The organism is Rugosimonospora acidiphila (assembly GCF_039543385.1).
GTDB lineage: Bacteria > Actinomycetota > Actinomycetes > Mycobacteriales > Micromonosporaceae > Rugosimonospora > Rugosimonospora acidiphila.
This window is the reverse complement of sequence record NZ_BAABJQ010000037.1, coordinates 46,908-71,652: the sequence shown is the minus strand read 5'-3', so window position 1 is coordinate 71,652 and position 24,745 is coordinate 46,908. Positions and strand designations below refer to the sequence as shown.

General features: G+C 72.6%; 17 protein-coding genes. 5 read left to right on the top strand and 12 right to left on the bottom strand.

Going from position 1 to position 24,745, the window contains the following annotated elements; genetic code table 11:
* Positions 1 to 393 precede the first annotated feature (393 nt).
* The 3 genes from ABEA87_RS37490 to ABEA87_RS37480 all read right to left on the bottom strand — a co-directional run bounded on the left by ABEA87_RS37490 (position 394) and on the right by ABEA87_RS37480 (position 3,925).
* Positions 394 to 1,659, bottom strand: a complete 1,266-nt coding sequence (locus ABEA87_RS37490; RefSeq protein WP_345637994.1) for an HNH endonuclease signature motif containing protein — start codon at positions 1,657 to 1,659, stop codon at positions 394 to 396.
* A 371-nt stretch (positions 1,660 to 2,030) separates the two neighbouring features.
* Complete coding sequence (locus ABEA87_RS37485) at positions 2,031 to 2,732, bottom strand: response regulator transcription factor (protein ID WP_345637993.1); 702 nt, start codon at positions 2,730 to 2,732, stop codon at positions 2,031 to 2,033.
* The gene (locus tag ABEA87_RS37480) at positions 2,729 to 3,925 is read right to left on the bottom strand and encodes a sensor histidine kinase (protein ID WP_345637992.1); all 1,197 of its coding nucleotides are present in this window, start codon (positions 3,923 to 3,925) and stop codon (positions 2,729 to 2,731) included. Before ABEA87_RS37480 ends, ABEA87_RS37485 begins: the two co-directional genes overlap by 4 nt.
* 135 nt (positions 3,926 to 4,060) lie before the next feature.
* Here ABEA87_RS37480 and ABEA87_RS37475 point away from each other — a divergent pair, with 135 nt between their 5' ends.
* The 4 genes from ABEA87_RS37475 (at position 4,061) to ABEA87_RS37460 (ending at position 8,784) form a co-directional block, all read left to right on the top strand.
* Positions 4,061 to 5,008 (top strand): ATP-binding cassette domain-containing protein, encoded by a 948-nt coding sequence (locus tag ABEA87_RS37475; protein ID WP_345637990.1) that lies wholly within the window; start codon positions 4,061 to 4,063, stop codon positions 5,006 to 5,008.
* Positions 5,005 to 6,699, top strand: a complete 1,695-nt coding sequence (locus tag ABEA87_RS37470; RefSeq protein WP_345637989.1) for an ABC transporter permease subunit — start codon at positions 5,005 to 5,007, stop codon at positions 6,697 to 6,699. Before ABEA87_RS37475 ends, ABEA87_RS37470 begins: the two co-directional genes overlap by 4 nt.
* The gene (locus ABEA87_RS37465; protein WP_345637988.1) at positions 6,696 to 7,472 is read left to right on the top strand and encodes an ABC transporter permease; all 777 of its coding nucleotides are present in this window, start codon (positions 6,696 to 6,698) and stop codon (positions 7,470 to 7,472) included. Before ABEA87_RS37470 ends, ABEA87_RS37465 begins: the two co-directional genes overlap by 4 nt.
* Before the next feature lie 121 nt (positions 7,473 to 7,593).
* A complete protein-coding gene (locus tag ABEA87_RS37460; RefSeq protein WP_345637987.1) occupies positions 7,594 to 8,784 on the top strand; it encodes a low temperature requirement protein A in 1,191 nt (396 codons plus the stop codon).
* Positions 8,785 to 8,791: 7 nt separating this feature from the next.
* On the opposite strand, the gene ABEA87_RS37455 is transcribed toward ABEA87_RS37460, so the two are convergent.
* The 3 genes from ABEA87_RS37455 to ABEA87_RS37445 all read right to left on the bottom strand — a co-directional run bounded on the left by ABEA87_RS37455 (position 8,792) and on the right by ABEA87_RS37445 (position 14,908).
* A complete protein-coding gene (locus ABEA87_RS37455; protein ID WP_345637985.1) occupies positions 8,792 to 9,982 on the bottom strand; it encodes a metallophosphoesterase in 1,191 nt (396 codons plus the stop codon).
* Between the two features lie 99 nt (positions 9,983 to 10,081).
* Positions 10,082 to 12,145 (bottom strand): hypothetical protein, encoded by a 2,064-nt coding sequence (locus tag ABEA87_RS37450; protein WP_345637984.1) that lies wholly within the window; start codon positions 12,143 to 12,145, stop codon positions 10,082 to 10,084.
* Positions 12,146 to 13,030: 885 nt separating this feature from the next.
* Positions 13,031 to 14,908, bottom strand: a complete 1,878-nt coding sequence (locus tag ABEA87_RS37445) for a tetratricopeptide repeat protein (protein WP_345637983.1) — start codon at positions 14,906 to 14,908, stop codon at positions 13,031 to 13,033.
* Positions 14,909 to 15,190: 282 nt separating this feature from the next.
* On the opposite strand from ABEA87_RS37445, the gene ABEA87_RS37440 reads away from it, so the two are divergent.
* Complete coding sequence (locus ABEA87_RS37440; RefSeq protein WP_345637982.1) at positions 15,191 to 15,817, top strand: hypothetical protein; 627 nt, start codon at positions 15,191 to 15,193, stop codon at positions 15,815 to 15,817.
* Between the two features lie 136 nt (positions 15,818 to 15,953).
* Here the strand turns inward: ABEA87_RS37440 and ABEA87_RS37435 are convergent, their stop codons facing one another.
* The 6 genes from ABEA87_RS37435 to ABEA87_RS37410 form a co-directional block, all read right to left on the bottom strand.
* Positions 15,954 to 18,167, bottom strand: coding sequence for an oxidoreductase (locus ABEA87_RS37435; RefSeq protein WP_345637981.1), 2,214 nt, complete (start codon positions 18,165 to 18,167; stop codon positions 15,954 to 15,956).
* A gap of 3 nt (positions 18,168 to 18,170) precedes the next feature.
* Positions 18,171 to 18,980 (bottom strand): SDR family oxidoreductase, encoded by an 810-nt coding sequence (locus ABEA87_RS37430; protein WP_345637979.1) that lies wholly within the window; start codon positions 18,978 to 18,980, stop codon positions 18,171 to 18,173.
* Positions 18,977 to 20,122 carry an acyl-CoA dehydrogenase family protein gene (locus ABEA87_RS37425; RefSeq protein WP_345637978.1) on the bottom strand — a complete coding sequence of 382 codons (1,146 nt, stop codon included), beginning with the start codon at positions 20,120 to 20,122 and terminating at the stop codon, positions 18,977 to 18,979. Before ABEA87_RS37425 ends, ABEA87_RS37430 begins: the two co-directional genes overlap by 4 nt.
* A complete protein-coding gene (aroA, locus tag ABEA87_RS37420; protein WP_345637977.1) occupies positions 20,119 to 23,118 on the bottom strand; it encodes a 3-phosphoshikimate 1-carboxyvinyltransferase in 3,000 nt (999 codons plus the stop codon). The genes ABEA87_RS37425 and aroA overlap by 4 nt, the downstream gene beginning before the upstream one ends.
* A 293-nt stretch (positions 23,119 to 23,411) precedes the next feature.
* On the bottom strand, positions 23,412 to 23,876 hold the full coding sequence (locus ABEA87_RS37415) for a MarR family winged helix-turn-helix transcriptional regulator (protein WP_345637976.1): 465 nt from the start codon (positions 23,874 to 23,876) through the stop codon (positions 23,412 to 23,414).
* 420 nt (positions 23,877 to 24,296) lie between these two features.
* Complete coding sequence (locus ABEA87_RS37410; RefSeq protein WP_345637974.1) at positions 24,297 to 24,701, bottom strand: cupin domain-containing protein; 405 nt, start codon at positions 24,699 to 24,701, stop codon at positions 24,297 to 24,299.
* Between the last annotated feature and the right edge of the window lie 44 nt (positions 24,702 to 24,745).

Sequence of the window (24,745 nt, the reverse complement as noted above, 5' to 3'; positions counted from 1 at the left end):
TGGAGACGTTGCACATCCGTTGATCGTCATACTGGCTCTCTTCGCCATCCCTCGCCGTTGGACGCGCACGGTGGCCGCGTCGGCTTGTGAGACGGTGAGACGAAGCCGCCGGGCCGTTCTCGACATCCTTGCCACCATCTTCATCGGGAGGCTTTTGACGCGGCCGACAGGCGCAGTCGATGGGGCGGCACCACCGCCTTGTCGCCAACGCTACCGCCGCAGCCCGGCCCACGCCGCGTCGGACGATACGCGACGAGCAGCGAGCAATGAGCGACGAGCGGTGCGCGACGAACGGTGCGCGACGAACAGCGAGCCGCGAGCGATGCGCGGCGAGTGGGCAGCGGCTAGCGGCTTTCGGGTGCCCTCGCTCGTGGCGATCGTTGCCGGTGGGTGTCATTGCCTACGGTGGTAGATGTTGCGGTGGTAGATGTTGCGGCGGGGTTGTTGGTCGGGGTCGAGGTATCGGGGTGGGATGAACTCGGGTAGCCCGTCGCCGGCGACTCTGACCTGCCAGTCGCCCTGGTGGATTACCCGGTGGTGGTGTGCGCACAGCAGGACCCCGTTGTCGAGGCTGGTGGGGCCGTCATCCAGCCAGCTGATGAGGTGGTGCCCGTCGCACCATCTGGGTGGGCGGTCGCAGCCGGGAAACGCGCAACCCCGGTCGCGTAGCACCAGGGCGCGGCGGGTCGGGCCGGTGAACAGGCGCCGCTCCCGGCCCACGTCCAGGACCTGACCCGTGCTGCCCAGCACGGCGGGCACGATCCGGGCATCACACGCCAGCCGGCGGGCGGCGGCGGGGCTGAGCACGGTCCCGTCGTCCAACGTGGCGGCGCCGATCTGCCGGCGGAGGGTGTCCAGGTCGACGGTGACGGTCACCTGCGGCCGGTCCCCACCGTTGTCGGGCAACTCCCCGCCGGCCAGGGCGAGTCGGCATACCTCCACCAGGGCGTCGGCGCGTCGCTGCTCCGGGCCGCGCAGCCCCGCCTGATCAACCGGTCGGGGTGCGCACAACGGGTCGATCGCGGCCCGGACCACGGCGGCGGACTCCTGGTCCAGCCACCCGGTCAGCCGCACCTTCGCCTGGCCGGGCACGTCGGTCAGGTACAGGCACCGGTCGGCGTGGGCACGGTCCTCGTCCTTGGCTAACTGTTGCGCGGCCTGTTCCTCGGCGAACTGGGGGGCGACCACGTCTAGCAGTCGGCTGGTCAGCCGACCCAACTCCTTGGGCCCGAACACCGCACACTGCCCGACCAGAAACTCCTCCCCCTCGGGGCGGACCCCGGCGGGGAGAGTGGGGACAGCGGCCGCGATCACCTGCGCCTGCTCAAGGTTGACCGTGCCGGCGGCCAACGCCTCCACCGTCTTCGGCAACTGGCCGTGCAACGCCGCGGCGAGCCTCACCTGACGCGCCGCCGCAGCCCCGGACAACCGGTATCGGTCGCGTAGCCACGCGGTCGTCGTCGTGGCACCCTGCCGCCGGGCAAGGTCCCGCCCATCGATCTCCCGAATCAAACCCAGCCGGACCGCGTCCAACCGCGACGCCAACGCATACGCCCGATCCAAACAGTCAATCAACACCTGCGGGGACTGAGCCCAGACCGACGCGTGCGCGAGCGACCGCACCGCGCGCTCCAGCTCGATCAACGGATCCCCGTCCACGATGCGAGGCTATTGATGGGGTCTGACAACTCTCGAGCCCAGCGATCCGGGTCACTGGCCAATGCGCGAATGGTGAACGAACCGGTCTGGCTGATGGTGCCGTCGATCGCGCGTTTGGTCGCGGCGCGCGAAGCCACCGTTCCGGACGTGATTCTGGCCGACCAACCCACAAACGCGCCCACATCCGCAGCGAGCGCCAACGGCGCTGGGGCCGGCCACGGTGGAGTTGCTCCGCGAACAGCACCCCGACCTGGCCGACTTGCCGCTGACGTTTGGCGCCCATGGCTCGCACCCTTGGCATTTTTTCGTCACTACTCAAGTCGCTGGTGAACCTGCTGACCGCGCCCCTGCGACTCGCGACACCGACGCCGTCACGACCTGTAAAAGCGGGGAACCACCAGCCCGGTCTCGTACGCGGCGACGACGGCCTGGGTACGGTCCCGCAGCCCCAGCTTGGTCAGCACACGGCTGACGTGGGTCTTGACGGTCTCCTCGGCGACCGTGAGCCGCACGGCGATCTCCGGGTTGGACAGCCCCTCCGCGACCAGGCGCAGCACCTGGGTCTCCCGCGGAGTGAGCGCGGCCAGCGTCGCCGAGGGGGGCGCGTCGGGGTGGTGCTGGTTGGCGAACTCGCCGATCAGCCGGCGGGTGATGGCCGGTGCGAGCAGTGCCTCGCCGTCGGCGATGACCCGGACAGCGTCGAAGAGCCGCTCCGCGGTGACGTCCTTGAGCAGGAAGCCGCTGGCCCCGGCGCGCAGCGCGTCGTACACGTACTCGTCCAGGTCGAAGGTGGTGAGGATGAGCACGCGCGGACGCGCCCCGGACCGGGCGCCGGTGAGCTGGCGGGTGGCCTCGATGCCGTCCGTACCGGGCATCCGGACGTCCATCAGCACCACGTCGGGGTCGTGCTCGCGGCAGATCCGCACCGCGTCGGCACCGTCGGCGGCGGTACCGACGACCGTGAAGTCGGGCTGCGTGGCCAGCAGCGCGGCGAACCCGGTGCGTACCACCTCGTGATCGTCGGCCACGACCAGCCGGATGGCCGGGAACGGTGCAGCCGTGGGGGCGCTCACCGCAGGTCCGAAGCGCCGGTGGGCAGCACGGCCTCGACCAGGAATCCACCGGTGCCGGAGCGGCCGGTGTACAGCCGGCCGCCGACCGCGGTGGCGCGCTCCCGCATGCCGAGCAGGCCGTGCCCGGTTGTGCGCGCCTGCGCGGCCGGCCCGGCGCCGTTGTCGCGCACCAGCAGCCGCAGTTCGTCGTCCGCGTAGTGCAGCTCGACGTCGACCGCCGCGCCCGGTGCGTGCCGCCGGGAATTGGTCAGGGCCTCCTGCACGATGCGGTACGCGGCCAGTTCCACGCCCGGGTCCAGGCTGGTCGGCGAGCCTCGCAGGATCAGGCGGGTACCGGCGCCGGTGGCGTCGCGCGCCTCGTCGATCAGGTCGGTGAGCTGCCGCAGCCCGGGCTGTGGGTGCCGCTGCGGGCCGGGGTCGGCGCCCTCCCGGGAGTCCTCGCGCAGCACGCCGAGCAGCCGGCGCATCTCGGTCAGCGCGGCGCGCGCCGTGTCGCCGATGGCGGACAGTCGCCGCGCGCCCTCGGTGGGCAGGCCGGGTGTGGTCAGCCGGGCGGTCTCGGCCTGTACCGCGATCATGGAGACATGATGCGCCACGACGTCGTGCAGTTCGCGGGCGATCCGGGCGCGCTCCCCCCGTGCGGTGTGCTCCAGCAGCGTGCCGGCGATCGCGTGCCGGGCGGCCCGGTGCTCGGCGTCCTCCCGCTGGATCCGGACGGCGATGCCGGCGCCGGCCGCGACCGGCACCAGCGAGGCCAGCGCGACGGCCGCCGCGCGGACGTACGCGCCGGCCGGATCCGTGAGCGCCACCGCCAGGTACGGCACGCCGAGCGCCACCGCCCCGGGTGGCCAGCCGCGCCGGCCGAGCCGGTACGCGACGAGCACCTGCGCGGCGGCGCCGGCCACGGTCGGCGCGTGCAGGGCGGCCAGGCCGAGCAGGTTCGCCGCGCTGACGGTGGCCGCCGCGGCGACCGGATCGGCCAGCGCCAGCGGCGCGGTGGCGGCCAGGCCGAGCAGGCACAGCAGCAGGACGTACGGGCCGAGCGCGGCGGTGCCGGCCTGCCGGACGATCAACTCGGCGAGGGCGGCCACCCCCAGCAGCGCCCCGGCCAGGGCCGGAGCGTGCCGCGCCGCCGCGCCATCGCGCCACCACCGGCCCACCCAGTCCGCGGCGCCGCCCTCGACCGTGCCCACGCAGGCCATTGTGCCGGTGACGGGAGTGCCCGGCATCCCCTGCGCCGGGGATCTCGGCATCCCTGACGCGAGGGAGGCGAAAGATCGCTCCCCGGCGTGACGACCGAACCCCGCCGGTTTTCTACCGTCGTTGCCATGGAAGCAACCATTGAGGTCGACGGCCTGCGGAAGCGGTTCGGGTCGACCGTGGCGCTGGACGGGATGTCGTTCGCGGTACGGCCCGGGCAGGTCACCGGGTTCGTCGGCCCGAACGGTGCCGGGAAGTCCACCACCATGCGCGTGATCCTGGGCCTGGACTCCGCCGACGAGGGTCGGGCTCTGGTCGCCGGCCGCCCGTACGGCGCCCTGCGCGAACCGCTGCGCCACCTCGGCGCCCTGCTGGACGCGGCGGCGCTGCACCCGGCCCGTACCGGCCGCAACCACCTGCTGTGGCTGGCGCACTCCCAGGGGCTGCCCGCCCGGCGGGTCGAGGCGGTGCTCGCCCAGGCCGGGATGGAGAGGGCGGCCGGGCGCAGGGCGGGCGGCTACTCCCTCGGCATGCGGCAGCGGCTCGGGATCGCCGCGGCCATGCTGGGCGACCCGCCGGCGCTGATGCTCGACGAGCCGTTCAACGGCCTGGACCCCGAGGGCATCGTGTGGATGCGCGGATACCTGCGGGGGCTGGCCGCGCAGGGCCGGGCCGTGCTGGTCTCCAGCCACCTGATGAGCGAACTGCAGGACACCGCCGGGCACCTCGTGGTGGTCGGGCGCGGGCGGGTGGTCGCGGACACCAGCGTGGCGGACCTGATCGCCGCCGCGTCGGGCGACCGGGTCACCGTGCGCACGGCCGAGCGCACCGAGGCCATGGCGGCCCTGGCCCAGGCCGGCGCCACGGTCGCGACCACCGATCGGGAGACCATCACCGTGGCCGGGCTGCCGGCCGAGCGGATCATCTCGCTGCTGAGCGAGGCCGGGGTGCGCTTCTCCGAGGTGTCGGGGCACCGGGCCAGCCTGGAAGAGGCGTACATGGAGTTGACCCGGGACGCGGTCGAGTTCCGGGCCGGCCGGCCGGAGGCCGACGAGCCGCAGGGGGCGGCCCGATGACGGCCGACACCGCCACCGGGTACCGGACGCCCGCGCCCGCCGCCCACGATGGCTTCGGGCGGCTGCTGCGCGCCGAGTGGACCAAGTTCCGCACGGTCCGGGGCTGGGTCGTCGGCACCGCCCTCGCAGCGGTGATCATGGCAATGTTCGGACTGGTCGCGGCGGCCGGCAACGGTAGGCCAGGGTCCGGGGGCGGCGGGGGCGTGCTGACCGGACCGGGCGGCGAGGGGGTCACCGACGGCCTCTACTTCGTGCACCGGCCGCTGGCCGGCGACGGCACCATCACCACCCGGGTGACCTCGCTGACCGGCGCCCCGCTAACCCCGGACGGGGCCGGCGGCGCCGGCGGCGGTGACGGGGCCGGCGGGGGTGACGGCGGTGACGGGGCCGGCGGGGGTGACGGCGGTGACGGGGCCGGCGGGGGTGACGGCGCCGGTAACCCGGACGGGGGCGGTGGGGCGGCCCAGCCGTGGAGCAAGGCGGGGCTCATCGTCCGGGAGAGCACCACGCAGGGCTCCGCCTACGCGGCGATCATGGTGACCGGCGGCCACGGCGTGCGGATGCAGTACAACTTCACCGGCGACACCGCCGGGCCGGCCGGTACCGTCTCGATGGCCTCCCCGCGCTGGCTGCGACTGACCCGTACCGGGGACACGATCACCGGGTACGCCTCCGCCGACGGTACGGCGTGGACGACCGTGGGCCGTGTCCGGCTGTCCGGGCTGTCCCCGACCGTACCGGGCGGGCTGTTCGTCGCCTCCCCGGACGCGGTCGCGTACCACCAGCACCTCGGCGGCTTCAGCGCCACCGGCGGCGCCACCCTGGCCACCGCCACCTTCGACGACGTCGAGGCGCGGGGCGGCTGGGCCGGTGGTGGCTGGGCCGGTGGTGGCTGGGCCGGTGGTGGCTGGGCCGGTGGTGGCTGGAGCGGCACCGGCATCGGCGGCGACCCGAACCGGGCCGGGACCGGGTACCGGGCCTCCGGCGGCACGTTCACCGTCGCGGGCTCCGGCGACCTCGCGCCGCTCGTGATCGACAGCGGCGCCGCGTTCGACCACCTGCTCAGCGGCGTGTTCGCCGGCCTGACCGTGATGGTCGTGCTGGCCGTCCTGTTCGTCACCTCGGAGTACCGGCGCGGCATGATCCGCACCACGCTGGCGGCCAGCCCGCGCCGCGGACGGGTCCTCGCCGCGAAGGCCGTCGTGATCGGGGCCGTCGCCTTCGTCACCGGGCTGGTCGCCGCCACGGTCACCGTCCCTGCCGGGCAACACATCCTGGCGGCCGGCGGGGCGGCCGTCTACCCGACCACGTGGCTGGTCGACCTACGGGTGATCACCGGGACCGCGGCCATTCTCGCGGTGGCGGCCGTGCTCGCCCTGGCGCTGGGCGTCATCCTCCGGCGCGGCGCGGGCGCCGTCGCGACGGTCATCGTGCTGGTGGTGCTGCCATACCTGCTCACCGCCGCCGCCGTGCTGCCGGTCGGGCCGTCGCGCTGGCTGCTGCGGGTCACGCCGGCCGCGGCGTTCGCCGTCCAGCAGGTCATCCCGGCGTACCCGCAGGTGGACCACGCCTACACGCCGGCGTACGGGTTCTATCCGCTGGCACCGTGGGCCGGTCTCGCGGTGCTGGCCGGGTACGCGGCGATCGCCCTGGCCGTGGCCGGCCACCTGCTGCGCCGGAGGGACGCGTGAACCACGCACTGCGCGCGGAGTGGACCAAGCTGCGTACCGTCGCCGGCCCCGGCGTCCTGCTGCTGGCCGCCGCCGTCCTGACGGTGGCCGGCAGCGCGGCGGTGGCCGCGGCCGTCAGCTGCCCGGCGGCCGGCTGCGGCGGCGACGCCACCCGGGACAGCCTCACCGGCGTCCAGCTCGGTCAGGTGGTCGTCGCGGTGCTCGCGGTGCTCACCGTCGGCGGCGAGTACGGCACCGGCATGATCCGCACCACCCTCACGGCGATGCCGCGCCGCCTCGGCGTGCTCGCGGCCAAGGCGGCGACCGTGACCGGCCCGGTCCTGGTGGTCGGTGCGGTGTCCGTGCTGGGCAGCGTGCTCGTCGGGCGGCTGATCCTGCCCGGACGCGGCTTCACCGCGGCGCACGGGTACCGGCCGCTGTCCCTGACGGACACCGCGACGCTGCGCGCGGCCGGCGGTTCCGTCCTCTACCTCGGGCTGATCGCCCTGCTCGGCCTCGGCATCGCGACCCTGGTCCGCGACTCGGCGGCGGCCATCGGCGTCGTGCTGGGCCTGCTGTACCTGCTTCCAGTCCTGCTGCAGGCGGTCGGCGACCCGGACTGGCAGCGCCGCCTGGCGCAGCTCGCGCCGAGCACCGCGGGGCTGGCCATCCAGTCCACCACCGGCCTGGACGGCCTGCCCATCGGCCCGTGGGCCGGCCTCGGCGTGCTGGCCGCCTGGGCGGCGGGTGCGCTGCTGGCCGGCGGACTGTTCCTCCGGTTGCGCGACGCCTGAACGGCTCGGCCCCGGCCTGCCTACCGTAGGGAATGTGTTCCGGCCGTACCCCGGCGTCCGGGAGCGCCACGGCGCGCTACCGGACGCCGCCGTGTCCCCGGCCGGACCGGCGTGACAGCCGATGACCCACGGATACGCGACATCCCTGCTGCGCAACCCGCGCGGGTCCCAGCGTGTCACGCTGCTGGAGCTGTTCTATGACCTCACCTACGTCGCCGGCCTGTCGTTGATCTCCATGAACCTGGCCCGGCGCCTCACCTGGGTCGAGGCGCTCCACGCGCTCTTGCCGCTGATGGCCATCTGGTGGGTCTGGTCGATCACCGCGCTGGTGACCGACTTCTACGATCCGAACCGGCTGCCTATCCAGGCCCTCATCGTCGGCATCATGATCGGCACCGTCCTGCTGGCCACCACGCTGCCGCAGGCGTTCGGGGCGCAGGGCATGGTCTTCGCCATCACCTACGTGGCGATCCACGTCGGCCGGGGAGTCCTGCTGATCATCCTGCTGCGCGGAAGCCCGGCCTGGAAAAGGGCCGCGCGATTCTTGTTCTGGTTTGGCGTGTCGGCGATTCCGTGGCTCATCGGTGCGTTCACGCACGGAACGCTCGCTCGGGCCGTGCTGTGGGGCGTCGCGCTGCTGATCGAGTATGTGCTGGCCGGACTCCGGTACCCGACGCCGTGGCTGGGCCGGCACGAACGCGACCAGTACGACAGGGCCCAGGAGCACGTCGGCGAGCGGTACCAGCAGTTCATGATCCTCGCCCTCGGCGAGCTGATCCTGGTCACCGTCCTCGGCTACAACCGCGCCGGGCTGGGCGCGCTGCACACCATCTCGTTCGTGGCCTCGTTCGCCGCGACCATCTCGCTCTGGCAGATCTACGTGTACCGGGCCGGGTCGTTGCTGCGGCATCTGCCCAAGGGGCGGCCGGGCCGAATCCTGCGCTGGGCGCCGTACACCCACTTCATCATGATCGCCGGAATCGTGGCGGCCGCCGCCGGGGCCAGACTGGTCATCCTGCGGCCAACCGGCTCCATGCCAACGAGCTGGGTGGCCGTGCTGTTCGGCGGATCCATCCTGTTCCTGATCGGGCGGACCACCTTCGAATACGAGGTGTTCGAGCACATCTCCTGGTCCCGGCTGGCCTGGTTGGCCGTACTGATCGCGGTGTCGCCCGCCATGGTGCTGGTCAGCCCGCTGACCGCCAACACCATCCACGCCGTGATCCTGATCGGGGTGGCCGTCTCCGACGCCATCCGCGGCCGGGCGCACGCCCGGAGGGAGGACGGCGAGCGCCGGCACGCCACCCGGTGACCGGCGGCTACCGGCCGCCCGCCGACCGCAGCGTGAGGAGGGTGATCTCGCTGGGCGCGAAGACCCGCAGCGGCGGGCCCCAGAAACCGGTGCCCCGGCTCGTGTACAGCTGGGTCCGCTCGCCGTACCGGCGCAGCCCCTGCACGCTCGGCTGGTCCAGGCGCACCAGCAGGTGGAACGGCCAGATCTGGCCGCCGTGAGTGTGCCCGGACAGTTGGAGGTCGACGCCGTGCTCGACCGCCTGCCCAATCTGCTGCGGCTGGTGGGCCAGCAGCAGCACGGGCAGGTCCGGGTCGGCCCCGGCGAGCGCGACGGCGTGGTCGGCGCGGTGCCCCGGGCTGCCCGACGATCCGGCGGTCCGGTCGTCGACGCCGGCGATCACCAGCTTGGAGCCGTCGCGCTCCACGACGATGTGCCGGTTGTGCAGCGGCTCCCAGCCGAGTACCCGCATGTGGTCGAGCCACCCCTGTGCCTCGCCGAAGTACTCGTGGTTGCCGGTGACGTACGTGCGGGCCAGCCGGGCGCGCACGTCGCCCAGCGGTGCGGCCTGCTCCCGCCGCCGGGACACGGTCCCGTCCGCGATGTCGCCGGTGTGGCACGCGATGTCGGCGTCGAGCCGGTTGACCGCCTCGACGACCCGCGCCGACCATCGAGCCCGATCGATCGGGCCGTAATGGGTGTCGGTGAGCAGGACCACCCGCAGGCCGTCCAGGCCCGCCCCGAGCCGGGGCAGGGTGACCTCCACCCGCCTGACCCGGGGCACCCGCATCGCCTCGACGTACCCCCAGAGCACCAGCACCACCGACACGGCGAGGGTGGCGGCGGCCACGATCCTGGACCGCACCGGGTCCGCGACGCCGCCCAGCGCCAGCGCGCCCCGCAGCACGTCGCCGAGCAGCGCCCAGGTGAACAGCACCCACACGACGCCGAGCAGGGTGTCGCCGGCACGCGCGGCCCAGTCCAAGGCGCGCCTGCCATGCCCGAGATACATCAGCACCGGGAACGCGACGAGCCCGGCCACGAACAGCACGGTACCGGCGGGAAAGACCCAGCCCGGCCAGCCCGCGCCGGCCGCGACCAGCGACCACCACGGCACGCCGAACAGCAGCGCCAGGATCACGCAGACGGCCGCACCGAACAGCACCGGCCGCAGCGACCGCCTGGCCGGAGCCGCCCCTACCGCCTCGCCAGCCGACACGGCGACTCCCTCCTCGCGTGGTGGATCGAACTATGACACGCCGGGCCGGACGCCGGCCACGCCAGCACCCGGCCCGCGCAGCGGGATCGCCTCCGGCGTCTACTCCCCCGAATCCGGCGGCGACGACGACGGCGAGGTCGGCGGCGGCGGAGGCGGGGGCGAGGGCGACTTCGTCGTGGGGTGCGGCGTGGGCGATTTCGTCGTGGGGTGCGGCGTGGGCTGCGTCGGAGGTGGGGTGGTGCGCCTGGGGGATGGGGTCGGCGTGCGGGCCGGCGTCGGCTTTGCGGTCGTCCTGGTGGGTACGACCCGTTTGTGCGTCGGCGAGGCGGATGGGGTCGGCGAGGCGGTCGGCGAGGTGATCAGCGACGGGGATGCGGTCGGCGAGTCGCCGATCGGCAGCGCCGGCGCGGGGGTGCCGGTGTCCTGGGGCACCGTCCCGCTGGCCGGTTGGGTCGGGCCGCCCCCGTCCCCGCCGCCGCCGCGCACGGCGAGCGTGACGATGGTGACCATCACGGCGACCAGGACCGCGGCCACGATGACGTGCGGCACGTACGAGCCACGCTTGCGCCGGCCCGAGCCGTCCTGCCCGTCCAGCGAGAGCATGGTCGTGTCGTCGTCGCTGCCGGGCCTGCCCCCGGTGCCGTCGCCCCCGAAGTCCTCCCGGCCGGGGTAGCCCGCGACCCGGTAGCCGGCGCCGTCGTAGGCCGGGCGGTCGTAGCCGGACGACCGGTAGCCGGGGGTGTCGTAGCCGCCATCGTCGCGGCCGTCGTCGTAGCCCGCGCCGTTATGGCCCGAGCCGTCATGGCCCGGGCGGTCGTAGCCCGCACCGTCGTAGCCCGCACCGTCGTAGCCCGCACCGTTGAGGCCGGGCCGGTCGAACCCGTCGGGCTGGTCGTACCCGTCGGGCCGGTCGTACCCGTCGGGCCGGTCGTATCCGTCGGGCCGGTCGTATCCGTCGGGCCGGTCGTATCCGTCGGGCTGATCGAAATCCGGAGGCCGGTGAAAGCGGGAGGTCTGGTCGAGATCGTTGGGCTGGTCGAAGCCGTTGGGCTGGTCGAAGCCGTTGGGCCGCTCGAGATCGTTAGGCTGGTCGTATCCGTTGGGCTGGTTGAAGCCGTTGGACTGGTTGAAGCCGTTGGACTGGTTGAAGCCGTTGGACTGGTTGAAGCCGTTGGACTGGTTGAAGCCGGCCGGCTCGCCAGCGGCCGGCTCGCCGCCGGGGCCGAAGCCGGGGATGCCGTAGCCGGACGTGTCGTAGTCGGGAAGCGCGCCGCCGGGCGTCGCCTGGTCCGGGGTCACGTAGTCCAGCTCCGCGGCCGAACGGGGCCAGCTCGTGCCCAGCGCGTACCGGGGAGCCGGACCGGTCGGAGCGCCCATCGCCGGGCGCGGCCAGTCCTCCGGCCGCTGCTTGGGCTCGAACCAGTTCTCCTCCTCGTCAAGGGCACCGGGACCGGCACCGGCCCCGGCACCGGACTGCGCACCGGCACCCGTCCCGGCCGGCGGCACGGCGGTCAGCACCCCCGTGGGCAGGTCTGTCGAGGACGGGTTACCCGCGACCGGGTACCCGCGATCCTCGTCTTCCGGCCGCTGCTGCTTGGGCTCGAACCAGTTCTCCTCGTCGGGCTCGGACGGCGCGCCCCGTCCGGGCTCGTCGTGCGCCGCCGGGCCGGCATCGCGCCAGTCGCCGTTCTCGGCGCCGTCACCGCCGTTCTCGGCGTACCCGCCGCCCTCGGCGTACCCGCCGTTCTCGAGGTCGTCGTCCTCGAGGTCATCGTCAACGACGGCGGTCGCCCACTGCTCCTCGGCGGCGTCCTCGGTACCCAGTCCTTTGATCCAGTCGACGTACGCGCTCTCCCCCGCGGGCAGCGGCGCGTGTACGCCACCGGGACGCCCCGGCTTGGCGGCGCCTGGATCCATCGTGACGCCGCCCGGTGCGGTTCCGGCTGGTGCGGTGCCGTCCAGCGTGCCACCGTTCGGTGCGAACCCGGCCAGCGTGCCACCGTTCGATTCGATCCCGTTCGGTGCGATGCCGTTCGGCGTGCCACCGTTCGGACCGGCCGGGGAGGCGCTGTTGGCCGGGGCCGGCTCTACGGTCCGCGTGGCGGCACCCGACGCGGAACCGGCCGAGGGCCACTCCCCCGTCGCCGGGGCCTCGGCGTCCATGGCCGGCCAGTAGTCGTAGTCGCCCTCGTCCGCCCCGGAACCGCCCGGCGCCGCGAAGCCGGGACCCGCGAAGCGCGAGCCCGCGAATTCCGAGCCCGCGAATTCCGAGCCCGCGAATTCCGAGCCCGCGGAGCCACCCCGGCCGCCGGAACCGCCAGTTCCGTCAAAACCGCCCTGGGCCTCAAAGCCGCCCGGGCCCTCAAAGCCGGCCTGGCCCTCAAAGCCACCAGTTCCGTCAAAGCCGGCCGGACCCGCGAAACCCGCTGTGCCGCCAAACCCGGCTGCCCCGTCAAACCCGGCTGGACCGGCGAAACCCGCTGTCCCGCCAGAGTCGGCCGGCCCGTCAAAACCGGCCGTCCCGCCAAAACCGGCTGGCCCGCCAAAACCGGCTGTGCCGTCAAAACCGGCTGGCCCGTCGAAACCGGCGGTGCCGTCAAAACCGGCGGGGGCGGCGAAGCCGTTGGGTGCCGGCGGGACTGGCCGCACCATGTCTCCCCATTGAGGCTCGGGCGCGCTCTGGTCGCCGCGTCCGTCCGGCACCTGCGGCTCGTACCGCCGCGCAGCGTACCCCTCTGGCAGCGCTCCGTACTCGTCGTCTGCCGCGAGCCGGCCCGAAGCGCCTTGCCCGTCGTCGTAGGTCATCCAACCGCCGTCATCGTGTGCCCCGTTCCGGAATCGGGTGGTGGAAACCGCTCCCGGTGACACCGCCCGGAGCAGTCTCGCATCCCCCACCAAATCCCGGGAGCGGGTAGGTGGGTGTCCATACTCCGATACCGCTATGTTGTCCGGTTTCGCGGGTGGGCCAACCATCCGCCATCCCGCCGGTACGCTCGGACTCTCACGGGCCGTGGCGGTGTGATGACGAGCCGGCGTTGGCACGCTCCCTCAGGATCGGCAATTCTCCTGAACGCGCTGCGTGGCGTCCTGGTAGCCATACGTTGCCGAGGTGCGCCAGTCCGCGCACGCCGCGGCGGCGTCACCCATCCGCTGCTCAGCGTTGCCCCGGTTGAAGTACGCCTCGCCGTACTGGGGATCACGCCGGATGGCCTCGTCGAAGTCGCCGACAGCCGAACGCGGATCGCCGCTGTCCAGCAGCGCCGTGCCGAGGTCGTTGTAGGTGTCCGGGTAGTCCGGATCGAGCTCCGCCGCCACCCGGAAGTCGGCGATGGCCGCGGGGTAGCTGTGCAGCGCCGCGCGCACCCGGCCCCGGTTGAGGTAGGCGTCGACGAGGTAGCCGTCCAGCGATACCGCCCGGTTCAGGTCGGTCAGCGCGTCGTCGTAACGCGCCATCGCCAACTCGGCCTTGCCGCGCGCGTCGTACGCCGCGGCGAAATCGGACGACAACGAGATGGCGCGGTCGAAGTCGGCGACGGCCGCGTCGTTGTCACCGTTGAGGTTTTCGATGACGCCGAGATAGTAGTAGCCAAGGGTGAAGGTGGGGTCCAGCGCGAGCGTCTTGGCGAAGTCGCGCCGCGCCGCGACGTAGTCGCCGCTCTGGTACTCGGTCATGCCGCGGCTGTTGTAGACGAACGGCACGGCCGGCTGGTGCCGGATGGAGTCGTCCAGCACGCGTACCGGTTGCGTCCACAGCATGCCGCGGGCGACGGTGAGCACCACGAACAGGACCCCGACCACGACGAGCAGCGCCGGCCAGACGGCGAACAGCCGGGCCCGCCAGCCCCGCGTCGCCTCGACCAGGCCCCTGATCAGTTCGGCGGCGATGAGCAGCAACCCGACGTAGGGCAGGTACACGTACCGGTTGGACGCGTAGTTGTCTTCGAGCAGCGCGGTCTGGGTCAGCACGACGTTGAGGGCGAAGAAGGACAGCCCGAGCAGCACCAGCCGCCTGGAGACGGGTGCCCGGTACAACAGGACAACCACCAGCGCCAGCAGCAGCGGCGCAAGGTACACGTACCACGGCAGGAACGCACCGGTCTTGGCCGGATAGGCGTAGGCGAAGGCGAGCGGGAACGGGACGACCAGCCGGATGACGTACCAGGCCAGCGCGGAGCAGACGAGAAAGAACCGGTCGAGGAGCGTGTAGTGATAGAGCGCGCCGGTGTCCACCCGGAAGTGCAGGGTGAGCAGACCGCCGGCCAGCGCCACTGCGCCGAACGGCAGCTTGTCCAGCACGGCCCGCAGGCTGAACCCGCGGCCCCGGCAGTAATCCAGCACCGGCAGGAACGCCGCCAGCGCGACGGCGGTGGACTTGGACAGCACCGCCAACCCGAACAGCGGCACGGCCAGCGCGAGGTAGCCCCAGCGGCCGCGGCGCAGGTACCGGATGTAGGCCAGCAGGGTGCCGAGGCTGAACGCCGTCGCCATCAGGGTGCTGCGGGTAGAGACCCACGACACGGTGTCCACATTGGACGGGTGGATGGCGAACGCGATGGTCACGAAGTGGGCGATGAACGCCTTGCGCGTCAGCGCCCGGCACAGCCGGTACACCAGCACGACGTTGACCAGGTGCAGGGCGAGGTTGGTCAGGTGGTACACCGCCGGGTGCAGCCCGCCGAGGTGGTAGTCCACGGCGTACGAGAGCGACACCAGCGGGGTGTACATGTACTGCAGCGGGGTGGTCCAGAAGTGTTCGAGGTTCGACCAGGTGAAGGCCCTGATCGAGTAGTTGTCCAGCACGTTGTCCGGGTCGTCGAACTCCAGGAAGCCGGCGGAGAACACGCCGGCATAGAGGACCACCGTGAGCGCGAGGGTACCGGCGACGATCAGCGCGTCGCGCCGCCGCTCGGTTTCCGAACCGGACACAAGCCCAAATCATAGCGAGTCATCGATATTTATGGGGCCGGTGCCGCCCACGAATAGGACCGCCTCCTCCGGGTATGGCACGGTCGCGGGGTCCGCCTCCGGGCCCGCCGGCGGGGCCGCCTTCGGGTCCGCCGCGGCACTGGGGCGGCGCTCGGCGGCACCCGGGCACCGGGGCGGAGGGGCCCTCCGCGACGGAGGATCGCCGGGAGGACGCGGCCGGGTGCCGGTGAAGGGGTGCCGGCGAAGCGGCACCGGCGACGGATGGCGAGACGGGAGCGGGACATGGGGCAACGCAACACGATGCTGCGCTCGATGCACGACGCCGGGCTGGCGGCGTGGTTCGGCGGTTCACTGATGGGCGCGGTCGGGCTCAACGGGGCCGCGTCGGGGGTGGGCAGGCGGGACGAACGGCTGAGGCTGTCGGCGGCGGGCTGGCGGCGGTGGGCCCCGGTCAACCTCGCGGCGATCGGCACCCATCTGCTGGGCGCGTCCGCCCTGCTGGCCACCGAACGGCACCGGGTGGCGGCCCAGCGGGGCGTGGCCGGAATGAGTGCCGCCAAGACCGGCCTGACCCTCGCGGCGCTGGGCGCCACCGCGTACGCCGGGGTGCTCGGCGCGAGGCTGGGCAAGGCCGGCAGGGTACCGGTGGACGGCCCGACCCGGGCGGCGGAGGACACCCCGGACGAGGTCCGCGCCGTTCAGCGCCAGCAGCGGGTGATGCAGTGGGGCGTGCCGGCGTTAACCGGGGCGCTCATCGCCATCAGCGCGCTGGCCGGCGAGCAGCAGAAGCCCGCTCCGGTGATGCGCGGGCTGGTGGGCCGGATGGGACAGTTGGGAAACGTGGGGAAGCTGGCAAGCCTGACCAAGCCCGCGGTCGCGACGACGGTCGGCCGGATGCTGGCGAAGTAGCCGTCCGCGCGCCTCCCCTACGCGTCGCCTGCCGGCGCATTCGGCACGGCAGGCGTGGGTCAGACCAACCGGGGTGGGATGGCCGCGACGTGTCCTTCGCCGAACGCGTCTCCTACCCGGGTGAACGCGAATGGTCCTAGTGGACGCTCTCGCGCTCCGGAACTGGTGGGGTGGCCACCCGCAGCCCATCGGCGAACGCCAGCACCGCGTCCAGTCCCGCCGACTGGCGGGCGCCGCCGATGACCTGGTGGTCGATGCCGGCGAGGCGTATCAGGTCGCTGACTGTCGTGTCGCGCTCCTGTCCGGCCGCGATGACGACGGTGTCGGCGGGCACCAGGTGCTCGGTGCCGTCGGCGTCCACGACGTGCACGCCCTCGGCCGTGATGCGCCGGTAGGTCAGCCGGGGAAGCACCCGCACGCCCTGGCGGCGCAGCGTGGCGAGCACGGCCCAGCGGGTGGACTTGCCGATCGTGACGCCGAGGCGCTCGCCGCGCTGCAGGATGGTGACGTCACGCCGGCCGGTCACCGGTACCGGGCCCGGCTCGACGCCGTGCTCGCGGAGGAACCGCACGGCCGGGGCCATCGCGGCGCTGCCGTGGCTGGCCAGGTGTGCGAGGTCCACGGCGATGCCACCGCCGCCGATGATGGCGACCCGCTGCCCGAGCGCGCCGTCGGCGAACGCAGCCGGGTACGGGACGACGTGCGGCAGGTCGGCGCCGGGGATGTCCACCCGCCGGGGCCGTACCCCGGTGGCCACGACCAGCCGGTCGTAGGAGCGCAGCAGGTCCAGGTCGTCGACGGTGATTGCCCGACCGAGCCGGATCTGGACGCCGAGCCGGGCCAGTTCGGTCGCGAAATAGTCCACTGTGGACGCGTAGTCGGCCTTGCCGGGGACCCGGCAGGCGAGGTTGAACTGGCCGCCCAGGGCGCCGGACGCCTCGTAGAGGTCCACCCGGTGGCCGTCGGCGGCCAGTTGCCGGGCCGCGGCCAGACCCGCCGGCCCGCCGCCGATCACGGCCACCCGCGACGCCCCGCCCCACCGGCCCGCCACCACAGAGCCAGCCACCGCAGACCCAGCCACCGCGGAGCCAGCCACCGCGGACCCCGCCACCGCAGACCCAGCTAGCACAGCTTCCGCCACCGCGGACTCCGCCGCCACCGACTCCGGATCGGCCGGGGTCGTGGTCGTGGTCGTGGGTGTCGCCGTGCGCTGGCGGGCCGGAAGCTCCGCCGCCGGGCGCACCCGCGGGAACTCCAGCTCGTGCGCGGCGCGCGGGTTGACCATGCAGGAGACGTGCTCGTCCGACAGCGAACGGTCGATGCACGCCTGGTTGCAGGCGATGCACAGGTTGATCCGCTCGCCGGCCCGGGCCTTGCTCATCAGCTCCGGGTCGGCCAGGAACGGCCGCGCCATGGAGACGTAGTCCGCCTGCCCGGAGGCGATGACCGGCTCGGCCGACTCCAGCCGGTTGATGCGGTTGCTGGCGATGACCGGCAGGTCGCCGACCGCCTGCTTGACCGCGGCGGCGACTGGGGCCCAGGTGCCCGGCGGGACCAGGGTCTGCACCGTCGGCACCGGGGACTCGTGCCAGCCGATGCCGATATTGAGTGCGTCGGCTCCGGCCTGCGCCAGCAACTTGGCGAAGCCGAGCACGTCCGGCTGGCTGGTGCCGCCGTCCATCAGGTCGGCGCCGGAGAAGCGCACGATCACCGGGAACGAGGAGCCGGCCGCGTCCCGGACCCGGCGCAGCGCCTCGACCCCGAACCGTGCCCGGCGCTGCGGGTCACCGCCCCAGTCGTCGTCCCGCCGATTGGTGAACGGCGAGAGGAACTGGTCGACGAGGTACCCCTCCGAGCCCATGATTTCCACGGCGTCGAAGCCGAGCTGGCTGGCGTACCCGCCGGCCCGCCCGAAGTCCTCCAGGGTCGCCTCGATGTCGGCGCCGCTCAGCTCGGCGGGCTCGGCCCCCGATACCCGGCTGAACACGGCGGACGGCGCGACGGGCTGGAGCCCGAACGCCTTGGGCGAGGCGTACCGGCCGGCGTGGAACAGCTGCAGCGCGATCAGGCCGCCAGCGGCGTGCACATCGCCGGTGACCCGCCGCAGCCGGTCCCGGAACGCGGGATCGTCGAGCACGCCGTAGTGCGCGCCGCCGGCTCCGACCCGGCTCACGGCGGCGCCCCCGGTGACGATGAGCCCGGCGCCGCCGCGTACCCGCTCGACGTAGAACGCCGACAGCGCGCGGCCGCCGTCGTCCAGGCTCTCCAGGCCAAGGTGCATGGCACCCATCACGATGCGGTGCGGCAGCGACAGCGGCCCTATCCGGCCGGGCCGGAACACCTCGCGCACGGCCTACTCGCCGAACGCGAGGGGCCTGGCCAGGGGCGGGGTGAGGTCCTCCCCGAACGGCGGCGCCACAATGGACAGACCGCCGTCGACCACGATGGTCTGACCGGTGATGTACTCCGAGCCCGGAGACAGCAGGAACGCGATGGTGTCGGCGACCTCCTGCAGCGTGCCCGGCCGGCCCTTGGGGATCTTTCTCAGCACCGTGTCCATGGGCGCCATGCCGGGCACGTTGTAGAAGTACTCCAGCGAATCGCTGTCGATCAGACCACCGTTGACGCCGTTGACGTTGATGCCCAGCGGGGCGAACTCGACCGCCATGTAACGGATCCAGGCCTCCACCGCGGCCTTGGCCGCGCCGAGGTTGGCGTACGTGGGATAGGCACGGATGCTGCCGTAGCTGGACAGCGCCACGATCCGGCCGCCGCCGGTCATCAGCTTGACCGCCCGCTGCGTGCCGAGCACGAAGGCGCGCACGTTCATCGCGTACGAGCGGTCGAGGTTGTGCACGCCGAGATCCATGATGTTCTTGAACGAGCTGGCCGCCGCGTTGCAGATGAAGTAGTCCAGCCGGCCGTACTCGTCCCGGGCCGCGTCGAACAGCCGGTCGATCTCCTCGGGCTGCTCGACGTCGGCGGCCACCGTGATGGCCTGCCCGCCGGCCTGCTCGACCTCCTTGCGCACCTCGTCGGCCAGGTCGGCGTTCTTCTTGTAGTTGATGACGATGGCCGCGCCGTCGGCGGCCAGGGTGACCGCCAGCCGCCGACCGATGCCCCGGGACGCGCCCGTGATGAGGGCAACCTTACGATCGGTCACCGCGCCCCTCCCAGGACCTCGCGCGCGATCACGGTCTTCTGGATCTCGTTGGTGCCCTCTTCGAAGCGCTGCGCCCGGGCGTCGCGGTATACCCGCTCGATCGGGCTGGACTCCCAGTACCCGATGCCGCCGTGCGCCTGCAGCGCCTTGTCGGTGACCCGGGTCAGCATGTCCACCGCGTTGAGCTTGGCCATCGACGACAGCGACGAGGCCGCGGGGTCGCCGGCCTCCCACTGGCGGGCCGCGTACAGCGTCAGCTGCCGGGCCGCCTCGATGTCGGTGGCGTTCTCGGCCAGGGCGAACGCGATGGCCTGCCGCGCGGCCAGGGGCTTGCCGAAGGTGACCCGCTTCTGCGCGTGCTCCACCGCCAGCTCCTGGGCCCGCCGGGCCAGCCCGACGCAGGTCATCGCGACCGAGATCCGGCTCGGCGTGAGGAACCCGCCCAGGGCCACGTCCAGGCCCCGGCCGACCTCGCCGAGCTGGTTGGCCACCGGCACCGGCGCCCGGTCGAAGAAGAGGTGGGCGTGGTCGGTGCCGCGCACGCCCATGGTCTCCGCCATGGATTCCACCCGCACCCCGGTGGTGTTCCGGTCGACCATCAGCGCGACGGTGCCGTCCTTGCCGGTGGTGCCGGCCATCCGGGCGAACAGCAGCCAGTAGTCGCAGTTCACCCCGAAGGTGATCAGGTGCTTCTCGCCGGACAGGTAGTAGGTGTCACCCTCCCGCTCGACGCTGCACCGCAGGTCGGCGCCGGTGCCGGCGGTCGGCTCGGTGAGGGTGAACGCCACGGTGATGTCGGCGGCGATCTGCGGCACCACGAAGGATTTGCGCTGCTCGTCGGTGGCGAACTGGTCCATCGCCCGCCACACGCCGTTGTGCACGTGCACGATCATGCGCAGCGAGGCGTGCGACATGGAGAACAGCTCCATGAGCTCCAGGTACCGCGAGAACGGAATGCCCTGGCCGCCGTACTCCTCCGGCGCGGCCAGCCGCAGGTAGCCCCGGTCGCGCAGCTCGGCCTTCAGCTCGGGCGGAACCTGGTGAGTCCGCTCGATCTCGGCGGCATACCGCTCCCCTGGACCCCGGACAAATGCCTCGATCTCGGTGGCTAGTGCCTTGAACGCCGTCTCGTCGATGCTCACTTGTGTCCCTCACCGTCAATCAACCGTTGAACCTGCTGCCGCAGCAGGAACTTCTGCACCTTACCGGTCGGGTTCCGGGGCAGCTCAGAGGCGATCTCCAACCGCTCGGGCCAGTACTGCTTGGCGACCTGGCGCTCGTCCAGGAACCGCTGCAGTTCGGCCATGTCGAACGAGGCGCCCTCCTCGATCACGGCGAAGGCGCAGGCCCGCTCGCCGAGCCGCGGGTCCGGCATGGCCACGATCGCCACGTCCCGTACCGCCGGGTGGTTGTAGAGAAGCTGCTCGATCTCGGCGACCGGCACCTTCTCGCCGCCCCGGTTGACGACGTCCTTGACCCGCCCGCTGATGTGCACGAACCCGGACTCGTCGATGATGGCCAGATCGCCACTGCGGTACCAGCCGTCCGGGGTCAGCGCCTCCGCCGTCCACTCCGGGTGATCCAGGTAACCCTCGAACAGACAGCGGCTGCTGACCTCGAAGTTGCCCTCCTGCCCCGGCGCCAGCACGTTGCCGTCGTCGTCGGTGATGCGCAGGCGCACGTCCACCAGGGCCCGCCCGTCGGTGCCCCACACCTTGGCCGGCTCGTCGCCGGGCGCCGACAGCGAGCCAAGGCAGGTCTCGGTGCTGCCCCAGGCGCCGCAGACCGCCGCGCCCAGGGTCCGGGTGGCCCGCTCGGCCAGCCCGCGCGGCACGGCCGTGCCGGTGGCCACGAAGATGCGCAGCGCCTCGGTGGTCTCGCCGGTCTGCTCCACGGCTTCCACCAGGTCGCCGAGGAACGGGGTGGCCGCCTGCACGAACGTGCCCCGGTGCCGGCGCAGCGCCGACAGCGCGGTGTGCCCGCTCCAGATGGGCTGCAGGATCTGCGGCACCCCGAGCACCACGGCCAGCCACATGCCGTACAAGAAGCCGGTCTGGTGGGCCAGCGGGGACGGGATGAAGATCCGGTCGTCGGACCCCAGCCCGAGATGGCGGACCTCCATGGCCGCGGCGCGGGTCAGCGCGTCCATCCGGTGCAGCACACCCTTGGGCTCGCCCGAGGTCCCCGAGGTGAACAGCAGCTGGGCCAGCGCGGTGGGCTCCGGCCGCCGCGCGTCCAGCGCCTCGTGGTCGGGCACCTGGCGGGCCACCGCCTCGGCGTAGTCGTGCCAGCTCGGGCCGGTGCCGGCCGGCACCGGGCCGTCGGCGTCCAGCACCAGGACGTGCGCGAGCGCCGGGGGCCGGTCGTCGGAGGCGAGCAGCGCGGCCACCTCGGCCGGATAGTCACGACCGCGGAATCCGGCCGGTACCACGAACACCCGGGCACGCGAGCGGCGCAGCATGAAGGCCATCTCGCGCTGCCGGAAGATCGGCATCAGCGGGCAGGACACCGCGCCGATGCGCGCGATCGCCATCGACAGCACCACGAACTCGACGCGGTTGGGCAGCTGGAACGCGACGGGCTCGCCGGGCGCCACGCCGAGCTCGAGCAGCATCGTGGCCACGGCGTCGACCCGCTCGTCGAGCTGCTTCCAGGTCAGCGTCTGGTCCTGGCCCTCGCCCGCGCCGACGTCGATGATCGCCTCGTCGGTCGGGCGCTGCCGGGCCCACCGCCGCACCAGGTCGCCGATCGGGGTGCTCGCCGCACGGCTGGGCGAGACGGAGCCGGGCGAGACGGAGGAGACCTGGGTGGTCCTCGACTCCCGGCCACCCGGGGCCGTCGACAGGTCCAGCCCGATGGCGTTCATCTCGTCGAGGAACCGCGGGTAGGAGATGCGATAGGCGTTCGGATAGGTGAGCCGGGTCTCGCCCTCGGCCCGCGTCCCGGCGATGGCCAGCGCCATCAGCACCCGATGATCGTTGAACGAGGACAGGTCGGCCCCGGCGAGCTTGTCGATGCCGACGCCGTGGACCAGCAGTTGGTCGTCGCGCGCCTCCAGCCGGCCGCCCATCCGGTTGAGCTGCAGCATGGCCGAGACCCGGTCGGACTCCTTGAGCCGCACGTGGGCCACGTTGTCCAGCACGGTCGTGCCGCGGGCCCCGAACGCGCTGAGTACCGACAGCACGGGCAGCATGTCCGGCACCGAACGGCAGTCGACCTCGATCGGGGACAGCTCGACGCCGTCGTGGCGCACCCGGACCAGGCCGGTCTCGGGGTCAGGGGTCATCGGCAGGCCCATCTCGGCGACCAGCCGCAGCAGGTCCGACTCCGGGTGGTCGACCTGCTCCCACGGCACCGCCGGCAGCCCGCGGAACAGCACGTCGCTGGGGTGCAGGGCGGTGGCCGCAAGGCCGAACGCGGCCGCGCCGATGTCCGGCGGCAGGGTCAGCGAGGCCGGGCGGGCCTCCTGGTTGCCGGCGATCTCATACCGCCGGCCGTCCTCTGAGACATCGACGTGCAGACCGAACTGGGCCATCATCCGGATGGTCAGGTCGATGTAGGAGCGCTCGTTGAACTCGCCCTCGACCGTGACCGTGCTCGGCCCGGTCGCGAACGGCGCCAGCAACAGCAGGCCGGAGATCCACTGCGACAGCGTGCCCGGGATCCGGACGTGGCCTCCGGTCGGTCGCTTCGGCTGGACCTCGATCGGCGGGCAGTTGGTCGGCGAGTCGAGCCGCACGCCCAGGGTGCTCAGCGCCTCCAACAGCGGACCGATGGGGCGGCGCTGGAAGTACTTCTGCCCGACGACCGTGACCGGCGCGTCGGCCAGCGACACCAGGCCGGTCATGAAGTACAGCGTGGTGCCGGAACTGCCGACCGACACCTGCTGCTGGCGCGGCGAGTACTGCCCGCCGTGAACCACGAACTCGTCGCCGCGGACCTCGATGCGGGTGCCCAGCTTCCGGAGGGCCCCGATTGTGTGACGCACGTGACCGGCGTCGGACAATCCCTTGATATAGCTGGTACCCGGTGCCAGCGAGGCCAGGATGAGCGCCCGGTGCGCGTGGTACTTAGAACAGGGAATGACCAACTGCCCCTCAAGAGGGCGGACCGCTTGCTTGACCAGCAGTCGCATCATGTCTTTCCCAACTCCTTTCTGGCGCACGTCACGGTCGAGATCCGAGCCGGGCGTGCGGGTGATGATCAGCTGCCGCCGGACCGCTCCCTCCCCCAGTGGGGAGCGGTCCTTCCGCAGCGGTGAGGCCGCGGTACGTCATTGAGGGACAGGTCGTGGCGGCCTTCAGGCGGCGGGAGCGGCCGAGAGCGCCAAGGGCCGTCACCGCCACCGGGCCCGCCATCGATGATGCCGGTTGGCAGCATCGTAGACCCCGCAACGGCGTCTCGCCTTACAGACGCGCATTGGCGAGCCGCTCAGCCCTGTCCGGCCGGGTGGGGCAGGAGGGCCTCGGTGGCGGCCAGCGGATCCGGCGGGTCGCTGCGGGCGGGGACGAGGCAGCGCTCGGCGACGGCCCGGTTGTACCGGGTGAACATCTCCCCCAGCGTGCGCAGGTCCGCCTCGCTCCAGCCGTCGAGCAGCTCGGCGGTGGCGACCCGCCGGCGCTCTCGTTCGCCGTTCATGCGGTCGAGACCCTGTCGCGTCGGCGAGATGATGCTGCGGCGCCGATCGGTGGCCGATGAGCACCGCTCCACCAGCCCCTTGCCGGCCATCACCGCCACCTGGCGCCCCGCCGTCGACGGGTCGAGGCCGAGGCCGGCCGCGAGGGTGCAGATGTCGGACGGGCCGATCGCGGCCAGCGTACGCAGCAGCAGGTACTCCGCCCGGTCGAGATTGTCCGCGTCGCCACTGCGACGACGGAGTAACTCAAGGTTACGCATCAGCACTGCGGAGGCGACCTCGATAACGTCGACCGGACCCCCGGATGACGGCCGCTCTTGGCCTTCGACCGGAGGCGACGCAGAATCAGTAGACAGCATCTACCCCCCAACGACGTCGGTATGTTACCTGCGAATGGCGGTATCGTACCTGGTCAACGGGTCGCCCGATAGATAGGGGCGCGAGCGGGAGCTTCGTCACAGCAACGCGATCCGCCGCGATCTCGGCGCCGTCGCCCGCCACTCCCATCGCCGCTGGCCGCGGCCTCGCACACCAATCTCCGGCGCCCCGCACACCGGCCGTCGGGGGCATCGGGTACCGCTTGCCGAAGATCGGTTGCCGGCGCCACCGCCCGGTCATCGGGCAGCCGCACAACGGTTACCGGCGCGCGTCGCACCGGTCACCGGCCCGCCGCACGTCGGCTACCGGGATGCCGCGCAACGGTTACCGCGCCGCCGTTTCGGTGCGGCCAGGCCCAGGGCTTCGTAGACCGGCTCGTCGCTGAACCCGAAGGCGTCGAGGTCGGTTCCGGCGTGGATGCTCACCCGGGCCCAGGACTCCACCGCGAACAGGTCGCCGATGCCGACCTCGTACCGCTGGTCGCCGACGCCGACCGTGCCGCTGCCGGAGAACACCTGCCACACCGAGGAGCCGACGTGCCGCACCCCGGCGGTACGCGTGCCCGCGGCGCAGCGGTGCATCTCGGTACGGATGGTGCTCAGCGCGTCGGCGCCGGTCAGCGGATTGGTGAAGCGCACGCCCGCGTGGCCGGGCTCCAGCGTGGCGTCGTACCCCTCGGCCGCGCAGGCCAGCTGCGCCGCGCCCACGATAGTGGCGAACGCCAGACTCGGTAGGTGAGCAGATTGGCCGC

Coding starts and splice junctions, on each gene's coding strand:
- ABEA87_RS37475 (WP_345637990.1), top strand. CDS start 4,061: ATGGAAGCAACCATTGAGGTCGACGGCCTGCGGAAGCGGTTCGGGTCG.
- ABEA87_RS37470 (WP_345637989.1), top strand. CDS start 5,005: ATGACGGCCGACACCGCCACCGGGTACCGGACGCCCGCGCCCGCCGCC.
- ABEA87_RS37460 (WP_345637987.1), top strand. CDS start 7,594: ATGACCCACGGATACGCGACATCCCTGCTGCGCAACCCGCGCGGGTCC.
- ABEA87_RS37450 (WP_345637984.1), bottom strand. CDS start 12,145: ATGGACGCCGAGGCCCCGGCGACGGGGGAGTGGCCCTCGGCCGGTTCC.
- ABEA87_RS37440 (WP_345637982.1), top strand. CDS start 15,191: ATGGGGCAACGCAACACGATGCTGCGCTCGATGCACGACGCCGGGCTG.
- aroA (WP_345637977.1), bottom strand. CDS start 23,118: ATGATGCGACTGCTGGTCAAGCAAGCGGTCCGCCCTCTTGAGGGGCAG.
- ABEA87_RS37415 (WP_345637976.1), bottom strand. CDS start 23,876: ATGCGTAACCTTGAGTTACTCCGTCGTCGCAGTGGCGACGCGGACAAT.